Origin of the sequence: Oligoflexus sp. (genome assembly GCF_035638955.1) — a bacterium.
GTDB lineage: Bacteria > Bdellovibrionota_B > Oligoflexia > Oligoflexales > Oligoflexaceae > Oligoflexus.
The window spans coordinates 84,354-98,583 of sequence record NZ_DASQYZ010000251.1 but is presented as its reverse complement, the minus strand read 5'-3'; the positions used below and the strand labels follow the sequence as shown (position 1 = coordinate 98,583).

Below are 14,230 nucleotides of genomic sequence, written 5' to 3'. Positions count from 1 at the left end.
GGAACCGTGATTCAAAAAGATGATCGCGGGATCGAGCGTCCAGAAGGGCTTGACGCGCATGGCATGCGATGAGGGAAAATCATGGAAGGACATACGGTGTTCTCTTCTTAAGAAAAACGAAAGGACTTCAGTCGCAGCGGCCGCCTCGATACGGTGGCCCGCAAAGCAGGATATTACCAGTGGGATCGGCGAAGGTCACGTCGTCTCGAAAGGTTCCTCAGGACGAGTTATGACAAAAGCGCTTCCCTTCCCCACCTATCAATTTTATGTTCTGGGTAAGGAGGATGCACGAGTCCTTAACACCCGGTATGCGCGCTCACTTCCCGTGGCTTCATCAAATCTCATGAAACCCCAGGCGAACAAAGCGTCACCCGGCGAACGCGCTAGAATGGAATCTGTTTGAAGAGAATTGACAGCAACCTGCTGATTGACAACAATCAAGGGCACACGCTGCGCCTATGTGATAGGGCAGTTCCACTGTGAGTTGACCATGCGGACCCTATTAAAAAACTTTCTGCTTTTATCGTCCATTCTTGGCACTGGTTCCCTGCAAGCTTTACCATCGGGTGCCGAGGTTAAAAAACTCCTTTCCACGAACAAGAAACAGCCTGTGCAAAGCCTCCAGCTCACAATCATCGGCGACAGTATTTCCGCGGGCGCCCTGGCTGCAACACGCCTGGGAACAGCGCTCTCGCCTGAACTCATTTCCGGGATCGTCGCCGCTGTCATGGCTCGAGATCCTCAGCTGTTTCTTTCGGCGACACTCAGCCCCCAATCCGCTTATCCCGAGGCTCAGGGTTCATGGAGCCTCAAGCAGCTGCTCGTGGATCAATACAAAATACCCACATCCAAGCTAAGTCTCGACAATGAGTCGGCCGTGGGGCGATCGATGTCCAATGTCACAGAAAAACTTCTGAAAGGACTGGACGAACCCAAGGATGGTTCCACGGAACATCATATCCTCCTTATGCTGGGCAGCAACGATTTCTGCCAGGGAAAAAGTCCTGAAGGATTTAAGGAAGCCAGCTCGGAAGTGTTCGGCCGACTGGACCGCATGTTTCCCAAGGCCAAAATCTTTGTGGCCGAAGTACCGCCTATCTATCAGCTGAAGAATTTCGGTCAGGAAATGATATTTGGTCAGGTGAGTTGCGAAGCCATCCAAAGACTCTATTGCGATCGTGTCTACGCAACCGATGCCGAATCAGTGAATCGGGGTTACAATGAAGGTCTCAAGAAGCTGGTAGCAGAAGCCAACAAAAAACCAGGAGAGCCGCGGTATAAATTCATCAGCCTGCCGCCAGACCTGACCATTGATAAAACCCTACTATCATCGGATTGCTTCCACCCAGGTGAAGAAGGCCATAAAAAACTGGCTGCAACCGTGGTTTCGCAGATGACCACCCCTTAGGGACAGTCGACTCAGGCACTCTGTTTGAACTGCAAAGTCATACGCGTCCCACCCGTTTCAACTTCCGGCTGGATGTGAGCCTCACCTTGCCAACTGCGACAGATGGCAGCAACAGCCGAAAGTCCAACACCACGACCGCTATTGATATCCGTCTGGTCCGCCGTCGAAAGCCCTTCATGGAAGACGATATCATAAACCGATTCCCCCGGGCCCGGCTGGAAATTTCGATCCTGGGCGGCCTGGGCGAGGAGTCGTTGATTGAGACCGGCTCCGTTGTCTGTTACAACGATCTCCAAAGTTTCACCTCGGCGCCGCGCCTTAATGAAGAGTCGCGCGGCTGCCACAGCCTGACCCTTCTTTCGCGGTCTGATATACCCATGATCCGCCGCATTGCTCAGCACATGCACCAGCACATTTTTCAAATCCATGAGCAGCGGCTCAGGCCAGTGTAAAATCGCATCGTCCACGACACAGGATTCCACCGCGCATGACCCCTGCTCCATCATCTCTAAGAAACCTGGTAGAAGCTCAGCCACGATCGCGGTGATATTCTTCTGCAACAGAGAAGGATGATCCGTGGTTTGAAAGACCTGACCCATCAGCTGCTGATACTGACTCACGTGATCGAGGAGCATCGACCAGATTTCGCCATTATCCACATCCCCTTCCAGTTCATGAATCACATGACTCAGCGTCTTCAGCCCTAAACTGCGGGCTATACCCTTATGAGTGTGAAGCCGCCGGAGAATTTCGTCTGAATTTTTGTTCAGCCTCTCCTGGTGCCAGCCACTCATCTCCCGCAGCAGCGCCGCTACCGAGGGCAGAGGCGCCTCCAGGAGCTCACGAATTTTCACGGGAAGGTTCTGCTCGCGCTTTTCCTGCTGCATGATTTTGACAGTCAGGCGTCTCTCTTCGGTGATATCACGCAACGTGAGCAGCACCCGTTGCAGGATTCCGCGCGCATCGAACATAGGCACCCAATGGAGCGCCGCGATCCGTTCCTCGTCCCGACGGAAAATCAGTTCCCGGGGCAATTGCGCTTCGTTCAGTTCCCAGGATAGACTTTCCTCGCCCAGACTGATGTGCAGCACCTCCGCTATCATGCTTTTTTCTTCAGGATGCAAAGTCGATTCATCAAGGAGAGTGGGGATGATGGATTGCCCCCTGATGGACGACGTGTGGTGCGTGAACCTCTGCAGGAAGGCCGAATATTCCGGTGCGATTTTAAAATGCCGGTTAAATGTCAGGATGCCTTCCTCGATATGATTCAGAATCTCCCGCATGCGGGCCTTGCTGCGACGGACCCGCATGGTCTGAATAATAGCGACCGACACGAAAATGGCCATACCGACCAGCATCACGCTCACGACGATGACATACCATTGATAGATCTGGGCTCGCTCCAGCTTTTCCGCCTGCAGTTCATTTTCCCGCTGCAGAACCTTATTGCGTTCCTCTTCCACGCGTAGCCCCATCTGGACCGTACGCCTTTGGTATTCCTCCTTCTGCTGTTCCGCAACAAGCTTGCGTGTATCTCTTAATGTTTGCAGCAGACGCTGGGAAGCTTCCGCATACTGTCCGACCAGGATCATGGACAGCGCCAGCTCTTCATCCAACTGAATGCTGAGTTTCCTGTCATCACTCTCCATCATGGGCAAGGCCTGACGCAAATACGAAAGAGCCTCCTGGCCCTGATTCTGCAGACGGCTGCCACGCGCCAGCAGGATTAAAGCCTCAACCGCCCTATGGGTATCCCGCTGCTGAAGAAACAGAGGAAGCGCTGCTTTCAAATGCCTCCGTGATGTCTCCCATTGCTTGAGCGTCAAGGCCACGGATCCCAGTCCGTAAAGGCTGGACGCACGGGATTCCTCGTCGCCAATATCCTGGGCCGCCTGATAGGAGACTTCGAACCATGACAGTGCACGCCGGGCATCAGCTTCCGTTTGTTTCAAATCATATTGTCGCGCCAGGTTATAGAGCGCCACCGCTGCGAAGGCACGGACGCGGGCCTTCTGACAATAATCCGCGACCTCGAGCATCATCGGCAAAGCCCGCTCCGCCTGACCCTGTTGAATCAAAAGGATGGCCATTTCATTTTTTAAAAGAGCCTGGTCAAAATCCGACATGGGATGCTTCAGAAGCAGTTGATAAGCCTCGTCCTGATAACGGAGACTGTGCGTCAGATCACCTTGGGACTGCAAATAAAAAGCGTAATCAAACAACACGCGAGCTAACAGGCGCGGCACGCCCAGACGGTGACCTTCCTGAATCAAAGTCTCGAAATAGGCCGGATCCTTACCGGTTTTCCGAATCACGCGGTCAATCCTGAGAGCGTGCATACGCAGTCGAAAAGCTTCCTCCTTAAACCCTAGCGCTTCCGCCTGCATGATGGCCTCAGGAACCAGGGAAAAAAGCGGTTGGGACTTCGGTTGAAAGACTTCAATCGCCAGCCAGAGCGTGCGCAGCCACAGGGCAGGATTCCCGTGGCGATCGATATGTTGCAGCTGGTCACGAGCCCAGGCATGGGCCCCAGGGGGATCATCTTCGAGTTTAATTTCAAACGCGACCAGATCAGGGATTGGTTCCGAGGCGGCCCATAGCTCAGCCCGTCCTGCCGCCAGCAGAACAAGACAAAGTATAATGGTTTCCAAAACAGAGCGCATGCCGTCCTCGAAGGGATCTATCTCCCTCTGCGTAACGTCTATTCAGGAAAAAAATGAATGGGCAAAGCCTGCCGGGTTGAAGGGCACGCTCCGGATCAGGCGACGGGCAGGTTCGTTGGCCGCATCATCTCGGCAAAAATACCAAGGTTACGCGGCGAGATGCTGTGATCAAAAAACTGCCGCATCTCCACGGCATGACCCTGCTCTTCCAGCCATAGGGCACGATCCAAAAGTAGAAGAACTTCGAGCGGCCGGGAAAAAGCATTCCGCACCACATTCAGCAGAAAAAATTCGCGCATGGATCGCTGCACATCCGCCCTTCCGAAAAAGGCAGCAGCTCTCGCGCGGCGGGGTTCAAAATCCAGCTTCAAAAAGCGAATCCGATCCTCGGCATAAGCCACGAAATCCCGCCCATAGACCGCACGTGGCGCATCACCAGCCGTCACAAAACCGTCAGCCAACCCTTCTTCCTGCAAAAATAAATGCAGGGCGACACGCCACGTATTGACCTGTTCCTGAAGGGCCAGTTCCGCAAGTGTCCGGCGGCGTCCTCGGGTCGCAAGGAAGAGGGCAAAGGATGTTAAAGGCAGAGGATGACTCTGGGCCCACGCACTTTGCTGACAATCACGCGTTGCATCCATGCGATCATAGCAGCAGCCAAAATTAAGCAGACCCCGACTGGGGTGACTTTTTTTCAAATGAGTCCAGGCAAGCGGCCCGCAGGTATGAAGGCCCAGGCTGAGGCAGGACCCTTCAAAATAACCATCCAGCTCGTCCTGCCGACTCCCGAGAATATCACCTGCCACAAACTGCAGAGTCGTGTCATTCAGCTTGAGTTTTTGCAAAAGTGAACGACCCTGCGCCTGCAGGGCAGCATCACGATCGATCGTCACCAGGGGCATCTGCAGTTCAGTTGCCAATGTTCGCGCTAAATGCCCCACGCCTCCACCGATGTCCACTGCCCGCTCAATTCCCAGCCTTTGTTTCTGGGCCGCGAGAAAGGGCAGAATGGCGCCGATTTCATGCTGCTTTTTTGCGGTCATGCGCAGGGTTTTGGTTTCGTCGAGAAGCACAGGAACTGGACCCAAAGGAAACTGCAGCAGAGGTCGCACGGCATCTAAAAACGCCCGAAGTCCAATAGGCACATTCCAGCGTTCAGGCAGCTGCGATCCGCCCGCGATGGCATCATCCAATACATGAATTTTTTCCAGGGGCCAATCGACCAGGGATTCCCACCAGTCACCGGGTAATGCATCCCGGCAGGACGGCCAATAATGCAGAACGGATTGATTCCAGCAGAGCGCAAACGGCTGCAGAAGATCCCTCAGCTGGCAATAGCGAATGGAGAAGTCGGTGCTGGTCATAAATCCCCAAAATTCCCTGAAGAATTCTCTGGATTAGCATACAAAACAGTGAGGCACAAACACCCTCCATATATGCCAAATATGCACATAAACGACAGCGATAAGCTATTAAAATTATTGTCTTTTTAAGGGAAACAAAAATATATCGAATTCAACTCAACTTAGGACTGGCCAGCCAGTCAATATTTAGTTAAAACAGATGAGAACACTCGAAAAGTTATTCATCAACCTGTTTGAGTTGAAGGACGACATGGATCGGAGTCAACTCCAGGCTGGTACGCAGACAGGCGAGAGAGGTCATCATAATGTGATGGGGATCCGCGGAAGCCAGGCTACCGCGGATTTTTTTTCACGAAGCGGGCTTCGCTGCCAATGATTTTTTCAATTTCTTCTGCTGACGACCGGAGTTTTTGCTCCCAGCCATTTTACTTTTCACATTCTTCTGCGCCACGGCTTTCTTAACCGTTTTGGTCGGCGCAGCTTTTGCCGCTTTCACGGGGAGGTTGCTGACAGCCTCCTCGGTTTTCACTTTTTCCGCTTCGATGGGCGTCTCACGCTGCATGGCGTCGCCTTCAATATCCTGGATCAGCACCGGGTCTTCCACATGGGAACCATCTGCCACTATTTGTTCAGGCGGTGTTCGGGCCTCGAGTCGAATTTCTGTACTTTTATAGTAAGACACGCTACCCCAGATCACGACCAAGGCAATGATGCCCACATTCAAGCGGGTCTTAAACTGTGACATCCATACATCGGCCTTTTGCAGCATCACCACATCAGTCTGCAGGCCTTCGATCTTGCCTTCGCTTCCGCTTGCAGTCGGACCAGGCGTCATCGAACGTTCGGCCAATTTTAGATTGGAAAGATGAACTGTATCCGACATAGGCGGTTGAAGTTCGGTCTTCTGAGCTGTCATTCGCATGTCTCCTCCATAAACGTCGTCCCCAACTGTTATTTCGGTCAGACTTCGGATTCGACAAAGCCTTTCTGGTTTCCTAAGTCATTCCGGAAGCAAGGATGCATGCATTAAAGGTTTCGAAATTCTTTCGGAGCCAATGATTTCGAGCAGGCAGAATGTTCTGCAAAACGCTATTCTTTCGCCAGGTATGTATTTTGGGAGGATAACCGTTGAGACCCTTATTTTTACTCATGTCCCTCAGCATGCTCGGCGCCTGCACCGTCACCAGCCAGCCGGCTCAACTGGTGGAGGTGGGCCAGACCTCTCAGGTGGAGGCCATCAAGCCTGCCATGGCCAGCAAGGGGCCCATTCAGTTCCGTAAGGTGGTCGCTGCCAACTGGGCCACGGATCGCGGTGGACTCATTAACCTCGACGATTCCAAGGCCAAGGCAGCCGGCTTAAAAGATGAGCTTGAGGACATTCAGATTTATTTCTATGTGCTGGACCACCCACGCTACGGGCGCTATCTCATCGATACTGGCATTGAATCCACGATGAAAGAGAACCCAGAAAAATCCCCCCTGGGTGGCATGATTTCCCGCTTTTTGAATATGGATAAAATGGTGATTCATCAAACCACGCGCGAATGGATCAACAAAAATCCGGATCCGATCAAAGGCGTGTTCCTGACCCATATGCACATGGATCATATTATGGGTGTGCCCGATCTGAATCCGGCCATCCCGCTCTTTATTGGACCCGAGGAATCCACGCATAAGCTGTTCAAAAACATGCTGGTCCGTGGCACAACGGATGACTTTTTGGAAGGACCACGCACTCTGTCCGAGCTTAATTTTCCCGAGCCTTCAGCAGACTCACCCGGGGTGATCGATTTCTTTGGAGATCAATCTCTCTTCGTGCTTTCTGTCCCTGGACACACCTCGGGATCACTGGCCTTCGTCATCAATGCCACGACGGGGCCCCAGCTGGTGGTCGGGGATACGTGCCATACACGCTGGGGCTGGGAACAGTCTGTGCCGCCTGGCGAGTTTTCGGAAGATCATGAACAGAACCAGAAAAGTCTTGATGCTCTCAAAAATCTCGCCCAATCCCTGCCGGGAGTGCAGGTTCATCTGGGGCATCAGAGCGCGACGGCCCCAGGAAAACTGGAATCGCTTTAATCCATCAAGGGTGCCTGGCTCATGACAGCACGAGCCTGGGCGACCCGATGATCCATCACCCGACGCCATAGGACTGGAAAAAACGCCAGCGGCATCATCATAGGGTAGCCGTATGGCAGCTGAGGCGACCCAGGCAGCGAACGCAGAATCTGGTATTTGCGTGTCCCATGCGCATGATGATCCGAATGTCGCGGCAAACCAAAGAGCATATAGTTGGAAACCACATGATCACTGTTCCAGGAATGAAACGGCTTCACGCGTTCGTATCCACCCTGGGCTGTGCGGCGGCGCTCCAATCCATAATGTTCGATGTAATTGATCACCTCCAGGTAGCTGAACCCTACAACGGCCTGCAGCCCAAAGAAAATCAAACCCGACCATCCGAATAGGTAAGTAATCAGGCTCATGAATGCGAGCGGAACGATCGTATACCAAAGCATCTGGTTCCGTAAGGACCAAAAGCCCAGGCGCCGTTTTCTGAGCCGGGTTTTTTCCAGTTCCCAGGCGCTCCAGTAGCCACCGAACACCGATTGAAAATAGAAATGATAAAGGGACTGTCCAAGTTTCGCTGTGGCGGGATCCTCATCGGTGGCAACGCGGGCATGATGCCCATAAACATGCTCGATGGTAAAATGCATGTAGCAGGTGCACATCAAACTCATGCGAGCCAAAAACATATCGACCTTGTTCACCTTATGGCATTGTTCGTGCGCGACGGTCAGACCAATGCCACCGGACACCAGGGCCACGGACAGGACCAGGCCTAGATACTGATACCAGGCAAGTTCATAGAGGCTCGCCACCCAGCAGCCCCAAAGCACAACGGCCACGATAACCGGGGCGATACCAAAGGTTACATAGCGGAAGATATCCGATTTGGCAGCCACTTTTTCCTCGTCCGGGTCGAGGTTCTTCGTGCTCGTCCCGATGATCATGTCACTGATGGGCACCAGGATATAACCGGCAATGATTGCGGAAAATACCCACCAGCCGCCCGCATAAAAACCCACGACGGCCAGCACCGGGAAGATATAAATGGAGCAGTAAATCAAGGCCTTCCATCCATGATGCGATCGGCTTGCTGTTGTACTAGTCATGACCCCTTGCCTCCAAGAAAGATGTAAAAATCCCCTGCACGGTATCGAGAAAACGTGGCTCAATGTACGGTGTTAAGAGAAACAGGATGTGATTCAGAAGTTCGCGGGAAGGCGCCGGTTGTCCAGCCTGAGGCGCCGATTCCAGATAACAGTGCCAGTAGATGGTGACAATCCAGACACTGTTGGCCATGGCCATTCGTTTCTCATGGTCTTCCAGGGACACCAGGACGCCAGCCTGATTCAGGCCCAGCAGCAGTCCGGCCAGCTCTTCTTTAAAGCGTGTTTGCAATTGAATATATTCGGCACGCAGAGCCTCATCCCGCCTGAGGATGAGTGTGAGTTCGGCAAAGAAGAAGCGATAACCGAAGATAATGCGAAAGACCACGTTCACATAATCAGTCAGCAGCCGCAGTGGTAGCCTTGCGCTGTCGTCCCACAAGGTTTCAACCCTGGCACGAATCTGGGCAAAGATCGCGCGGACGATGGCTTCCTTATTGGGGAAATAATAATAGAGATTGCCTGGGCTGATACCCACATGGTTGGCGATATGATTGGTCGATACATCGGATATTCCGGATCGATTGAACAGCTCCAGGCTGCCTTCGAGGATGGCTTCGATTGTTTTAGGTCGGGATCCCATGATAATCGGCCCAAGCTGGTGAATGGTCTGTTACTAGAGTAATTACTCTAAATCCAGACCCGTTGCCAGCATTACTTTGTGGGCTATTCACGCCATTAAGGCGTTGGGGTCTGGCGCGTGTCCATAATCTTTTTGGTACCGGCTTCCTTCCAGGACAATACTTGGTAATTGATATTGGATTTAGCCCCATTGAACTCATGCGCGCAGCTCGAGGCGCCGGGACGCAACACACCAGGCGTCTGTTCCGCAATGTTGTTATCATTTTGCAGGTTGCGACACGTATAGTGAGGATTCCCCACCGAGTCATATCCCGTAATGATGGCCTGAGCGGGTTTCAACCCACTCGTCGCAGGAATCCACTCGAAGTAATCATCAAATACCCCCTGGGTGACAGCAAGCACATCCGTGCGATAGGTCATGGTTCCATCGTTTTGATGCGAAGCCAAACTGGAACCGTTCTGGACCGTGTGACACGCGGATATATTGTTATCATGAGTATGAAGTCGGCCGGGAATGAGCTCGGTACCGACATACATTCGACACAGGTAAAGGACATTAGCCCCATCGTTTTCCGTTCCACCAATGGCAGCCGTCGCTGGAATCGGAGCACCGTTCGAAGTCATCCAGCGCACAAAGGCGGGTGAGATGACAGTGGACTCCTGGTACTTGATACCAGCGTTATTCATGACACTCACATAGAATCGGATGGCGGCCTGTTGCTCCTGAACCTCAGCCAGGGACGGTGCCCTCAGTGTAATGGAAATGTGCCACTCGAGGCTCTTGGGCAACTCAATCATGGACACGACCATGGTGTTCCCCAGGTCGGCCTGGTAACTCCAGATGCTGTTCACATAGCCGGCACTGATATCGATTTTATTATTGGTTTTTTGATCTCGCAGACCGCAGTTCACAACAGCTTCCGGGAGAGCTTCCGTGGCGGCCTGCATTTCAGCGCATATCAAATAGGATCCCGAGATATTCGCGGGAGGACTGACCTTCTCTTCCGCAGTTTTAGTTTCCGGAGGCATGGGAATGGGCTCCGGAACCACTTCTTCCTTCTTGGCTTCCGCGTTACTGGACGAGCTCGTGCTTTCCTCTACAAATGTACTTGCGGTAATAAAGGGCGCCTTTTTCAAATTGGGATTGTTGCAGGCAGTGCCCACAAAACTTACCAAAATAATCCACGTGTGAATGTTCATCACGATTGGCTCCCTCGATTGGCCGATGAGTAGTCTTAATTATTTATCGGTGAAGGTGGGACACAACTGGAATAAATACGATAAAGGGTTAAATTTCAGAGGATTGCCAGGGCGAATCTTTTCAAGCGGCGAAGGCGCCTTTGGAAAAGACGGTATCAGACTCCTCCGCTTCAGCCTCGGCGTCCTTGCTGGAGTAAATCAACTCGTTGATATCGAGCATGCTGATCGCCCCGTTATTGGCCAGACTGCGCAGACGGGCTTTGATCTTAACCTCGGCCGTGCGAAACGCATTGTCATCCAGGCCCGAAAGATTGCGGATATCCTCAATCCAGCTTTGGGCCAGTTCTTCAGGAGCCTTGCGCAGAAGGAGGTCACGAATATGTTCGCGGCAACCCACGAGGAAAGCCAGAAGATCCTCGCGTTCCATACCCAGAATCACCTCGATCAGGTGGCCATCCTTCAGATAAGCCAGCATTTCAATCGTAACCAGCTTGAGTTTCAGACCTCGGGCCGTTTCGGGATTATTACGTTCCAAAGTCTGCATCAGGCGGCGCTGATCACGCAGATCCGATCGCTCCAGAAGGTCGAGCAGGATATCGCTCGAACGCAGCTGCTCTGTATCAAATTCGGAGCGTGATTGAATCTTCTTCTGCAGGGCCTGAGCCACATTGAAGAGGAACTCACGCGGGATGGCCTCGGCCTGTGACAGCTCTTCCAGAAGGCGAATCTTGGCGTCACCCTCATACATCTCAAAGACAGACGATCGCAGTTTACGATCGATCTGAGTCAGGACAATGCTCTGTACGCGGGCCTTCTCGTCCGCAATCAGACTGAAAATCTGCTGGGCATCCAGACGATTGAGGAAGCCGAAGCGATCGCTCGACTGGCTTGCCAGCAACCGAATCTCGCTCGCTGTCACCATGGTCCTAAGGCGTTCGAGCAGGGTCAGCTCGGTGGCCTGATCAAATTTGAAATTCGAACGATGATAGAATTCACTGAGCTCATAGAGATCGCGCTTCAGACTGGAATCATTGAGCAGCTCGAACACGATAAGCTGACCAAAGATATGGACATAGCGTGCTGTTTCCGCCACGCCATCATCCTTCAGGAGCCGGGTAAAGGTTTCCCGGGCAATCCGCGGCTGCTCAACAAACTGCTGCACCAGATCCTGTTTCAATTGAGACAATTTCAAAGCCATCATGGCTTTTTCCTGAGAAACCTGCATCGAAGGGGCCCGCATCACGGGAGCGGCCGTGGTTTCCCCACCGCCTTCGCCACCTTCGGCATAGGTTCCATCGTCACCTTCAGCGGCCGCTGCCGCCGATCGACGCCTGACCGCCGACGGTCCAGCCGAAGCCATGACCATCTCACGCGCGGTTTTGTTGGTGGATGAAACCTTCATGATGACAATCGCGGCCAATGTCACGAGGAGCAGGAATCCCGCAGCATAGGCCGCGATTTCCTCGTTACTCAGGGTTTTATTGGTCATCGATTCGCTATTGGTATCAACCCGCCGATCGGATTCCTTTTCCAGGCTTTCCTTGTTTTGCGTGTTGGTCTGCGAGGATTCCTGGTTCGATTCCGAATTGGATTCGGTTTTGGATTCCCGCATCGATTCGCTGTCACGTTCCATGCGACTGAGCGACTCGGATTCCTTCTGGTGGGTTTCACTGCGTTCCGCGCTGGTATTGCTTTCGCTATTATTACGCGATTCGCTGGTCATCGTTTGAATGACTTCCTTGGTCCCTGCCAGATCACGGAAAAGGGTCAGCATCTGCCGCAGTTTTTCCAGGCCATAGGGATCAGCAGATTCATCCTGGGCTTTTTTCTTCTTATTCAGGGCGGTTTCTGGGAAGGCTGTGGTATCGACCACAAACTCAACGGGATTCACAAAGCGGGTTTGCGCCTTCATCAGACGAAGAATACGGGCCTGCTCCTCTTCCAGCAGGTTTTCGTCGAGGGTCATATAGACCCGAATCTCCTGGATACGAAGGCCCCCTTCAGCTCGTTTGCCGACAATGACCTGATCATTGGGAAAGGAGCTGAGCTGTTCAGGGCCGACCGGCTGAGCATCGATATCGATGCGCTCCAGAAGACACTGATCCGGGCAATAACGATCGATAATCGAATTCATGACCCGACGCAGACGGCCGTCGAGCTGGACACTTAAATCCTCGGTCGGCGTGGGGGCCGAACTGCCGATCGCGGGCAAATCCACCGGTTCCCATTTGATGGTACTTTCCGGAGCCATGCCTTGGATCTTGTTACGCAGAAGGTGTTCCAGTCGGTCGCGATCCACCGGCAGAACCCTATTGTCGATTTGAATGACGGGCATCACGCTTTGCACTTCAAGCTTGGCGTCAGCGGCCGCGGAATTCTGCGATTCAAAGCCCAGCTCGTCGCTGTCAGGAATGGTCTCATGGACCTCGACCTTGACCTCCAGCAGCTGACAGTGCTGGCTGCAGTAGCGATCCAGAACGGCCTGAGTCTTCTGTCCCGCTTCACGTCCCAGCTCCGCCTGCAAACGGCGAATGCGCTCGCTGATAGGCTCCGCAGCATGACCGGGGGTCATGCTGAGCACCAGCATCGAGCTGACGAGAATGGAAACCAAAGACCGCATCGCTTTCAACTCCTGCAACCGCAAAGCGTCGCAGAAGGTCGATCGGCCTTTTATGGACAAGCATAATGGGAAAGAAGTGCCGGGTCAGGGGAGAGGAGTGTGCGGCCAGGGGCCGCGACCACTTAAAGGCGAGACTCAACATGCTCCTGCAGAGCTTTGGTACTCGGCGAAGACTTGATGATTTGCGCAATCTTCTCGCGGGACAGATTCACAAACTGCAGAGGCTTTTCATCAAATTCCTCGTGGAAGAGTTTCCACTGATCATCACCGGACAACTGCCAGTAAAGAATCTTGCGACCATAGCTGCGATAGCGATTGTCGCCGTTGAAGTCCTGATTCATCACGGCCACTGCATACCGATCATGGGTGAAGACGCGGACGTTGTTCATCGCCAGTTCCATGTTCTGATATGATGTAAACACGCGCTTTTTATACTCGTAATAGGCTTTTTTATCCTTGCCGTCCGCTTTGAAGCTGTCGTGATACAGACTGATATAATGCTCGATATCCCGCTTCGCCCATGAATCAATCCATTCCTGGGTCAGCTGCCTGACCTTGGCGACGTTCTCGGGGCGGTTCACCTGAGTCGCATCCTTGGCAATGACCACCACCGATTGATCCGGCACCAGCCACTGCGTCAGGGATTGGATATCGGCGTTATAGAAGGCCACGCAGCCTTCGGTCACCTTCGCAGCTTCAATGCGCTTGTCCGCTTCCACACCGTGCAGCCAGATCCCATAACCGGTCTTGCCAAAGAAGCGGTCGAGGGGATTGGGGAAATCGATGGGAATGGCAAAGGGACCATATTTACGGCCGAGCTTGCGACCGTTTAAAATCCGCTGGCTGAAATAAATGCCTTCCGGTGTCCGATTGTCACCGACTTTTTGCTTATCGCCCTCTTCCTTGCCAATGGCAATTTTGAAGGAGATCAGATGTTCGGAAGGCTGGTTGTCTTCCGGCATGGTCATCAGGTCAGCTTTCAGCTTGTCTTTATCCACCAACAGGAACACCATCTCCCGTTGGGCCTTCACTCGAATGCTTTCCGTTGTCGTAGCTTCCTCAGCCCGGCCCTGGTTCGCTGTGAATCCCAGACCACCCAAGCTCAATGCAAGACTCAGAATTCGGCGATACATAAAGTCCCGTCCTTGGAGGAGATTGTC

At 53.0% G+C, this 14,230-nt stretch carries 10 protein-coding genes; 2 read left to right on the top strand and 8 right to left on the bottom strand.

The genetic code is table 11. The features are described 5' to 3' along the window. The first annotated feature begins 490 nt into the window (after positions 1-490). The gene (locus VE954_RS23635) at positions 491-1,408 is read left to right on the top strand and encodes an SGNH/GDSL hydrolase family protein (protein ID WP_324957424.1); all 918 of its coding nucleotides are present in this window, start codon (positions 491-493) and stop codon (positions 1,406-1,408) included. Between the two features lie 11 nt (positions 1,409-1,419). On the opposite strand, the gene VE954_RS23630 is transcribed toward VE954_RS23635, so the two are convergent. The 3 genes from VE954_RS23630 to VE954_RS23620 all read right to left on the bottom strand — a co-directional run bounded on the left by VE954_RS23630 (position 1,420) and on the right by VE954_RS23620 (position 6,357). Beyond that, positions 1,420-4,071 carry an ATP-binding protein gene (locus VE954_RS23630; RefSeq protein ID WP_324957423.1) on the bottom strand — a complete coding sequence of 884 codons (2,652 nt, stop codon included), beginning with the start codon at positions 4,069-4,071 and terminating at the stop codon, positions 1,420-1,422. Between the two features lie 95 nt (positions 4,072-4,166). Beyond that, positions 4,167-5,435 (bottom strand): methyltransferase, encoded by a 1,269-nt coding sequence (locus tag VE954_RS23625; protein WP_324957421.1) that lies wholly within the window; start codon positions 5,433-5,435, stop codon positions 4,167-4,169. Between the two features lie 349 nt (positions 5,436-5,784). Beyond that, a complete protein-coding gene (locus tag VE954_RS23620; RefSeq protein WP_324957419.1) occupies positions 5,785-6,357 on the bottom strand; it encodes a hypothetical protein in 573 nt (190 codons plus the stop codon). A 206-nt stretch (positions 6,358-6,563) separates the two neighbouring features. Here VE954_RS23620 and VE954_RS23615 point away from each other — a divergent pair, with 206 nt between their 5' ends. Then, positions 6,564-7,514, top strand: a complete 951-nt coding sequence (locus VE954_RS23615) for an MBL fold metallo-hydrolase (protein WP_324957417.1) — start codon at positions 6,564-6,566, stop codon at positions 7,512-7,514. On the opposite strand, the gene VE954_RS23610 is transcribed toward VE954_RS23615, so the two are convergent. The 5 genes from VE954_RS23610 to VE954_RS23590 all read right to left on the bottom strand — a co-directional run bounded on the left by VE954_RS23610 (position 7,511) and on the right by VE954_RS23590 (position 14,203). Next, positions 7,511-8,611 carry an alkane 1-monooxygenase gene (locus VE954_RS23610; RefSeq protein ID WP_324957415.1) on the bottom strand — a complete coding sequence of 367 codons (1,101 nt, stop codon included), beginning with the start codon at positions 8,609-8,611 and terminating at the stop codon, positions 7,511-7,513. The two genes, VE954_RS23615 and VE954_RS23610, sit on opposite strands and share 4 nt — an antisense overlap. Continuing rightward, positions 8,604-9,251: a TetR/AcrR family transcriptional regulator gene (locus VE954_RS23605; protein ID WP_324957413.1), complete on the bottom strand. Its 648-nt coding sequence runs from the start codon at positions 9,249-9,251 to the stop codon at positions 8,604-8,606. Before VE954_RS23605 ends, VE954_RS23610 begins: the two co-directional genes overlap by 8 nt. Before the next feature lie 95 nt (positions 9,252-9,346). After that, positions 9,347-10,453 (bottom strand): hypothetical protein, encoded by a 1,107-nt coding sequence (locus VE954_RS23600; protein ID WP_324957411.1) that lies wholly within the window; start codon positions 10,451-10,453, stop codon positions 9,347-9,349. A 118-nt stretch (positions 10,454-10,571) separates the two neighbouring features. Next, a complete protein-coding gene (locus VE954_RS23595; RefSeq protein ID WP_324957409.1) occupies positions 10,572-13,070 on the bottom strand; it encodes a FliG C-terminal domain-containing protein in 2,499 nt (832 codons plus the stop codon). A gap of 122 nt (positions 13,071-13,192) precedes the next feature. Beyond that, positions 13,193-14,203: a L,D-transpeptidase family protein gene (locus VE954_RS23590; RefSeq protein ID WP_324957407.1), complete on the bottom strand. Its 1,011-nt coding sequence runs from the start codon at positions 14,201-14,203 to the stop codon at positions 13,193-13,195. Between the last annotated feature and the right edge of the window lie 27 nt (positions 14,204-14,230).

Excerpts from the sequence above, each read along its gene's own strand:
- VE954_RS23625 (WP_324957421.1), bottom strand. The coding sequence starts at position 5,435 with ATGACCAGCACCGACTTCTCCATTCGCTATTGCCAGCTGAGGGATCTT.
- VE954_RS23620 (WP_324957419.1), bottom strand. The coding sequence starts at position 6,357 with ATGCGAATGACAGCTCAGAAGACCGAACTTCAACCGCCTATGTCGGAT.
- VE954_RS23590 (WP_324957407.1), bottom strand. The coding sequence starts at position 14,203 with ATGTATCGCCGAATTCTGAGTCTTGCATTGAGCTTGGGTGGTCTGGGA.
- VE954_RS23610 (WP_324957415.1), bottom strand. The coding sequence starts at position 8,611 with ATGACTAGTACAACAGCAAGCCGATCGCATCATGGATGGAAGGCCTTG.
- VE954_RS23605 (WP_324957413.1), bottom strand. The coding sequence starts at position 9,251 with ATGGGATCCCGACCTAAAACAATCGAAGCCATCCTCGAAGGCAGCCTG.
- VE954_RS23595 (WP_324957409.1), bottom strand. The coding sequence starts at position 13,070 with ATGCGGTCTTTGGTTTCCATTCTCGTCAGCTCGATGCTGGTGCTCAGC.
- VE954_RS23635 (WP_324957424.1), top strand. The coding sequence starts at position 491 with ATGCGGACCCTATTAAAAAACTTTCTGCTTTTATCGTCCATTCTTGGC.
- VE954_RS23630 (WP_324957423.1), bottom strand. The coding sequence starts at position 4,071 with ATGCGCTCTGTTTTGGAAACCATTATACTTTGTCTTGTTCTGCTGGCG.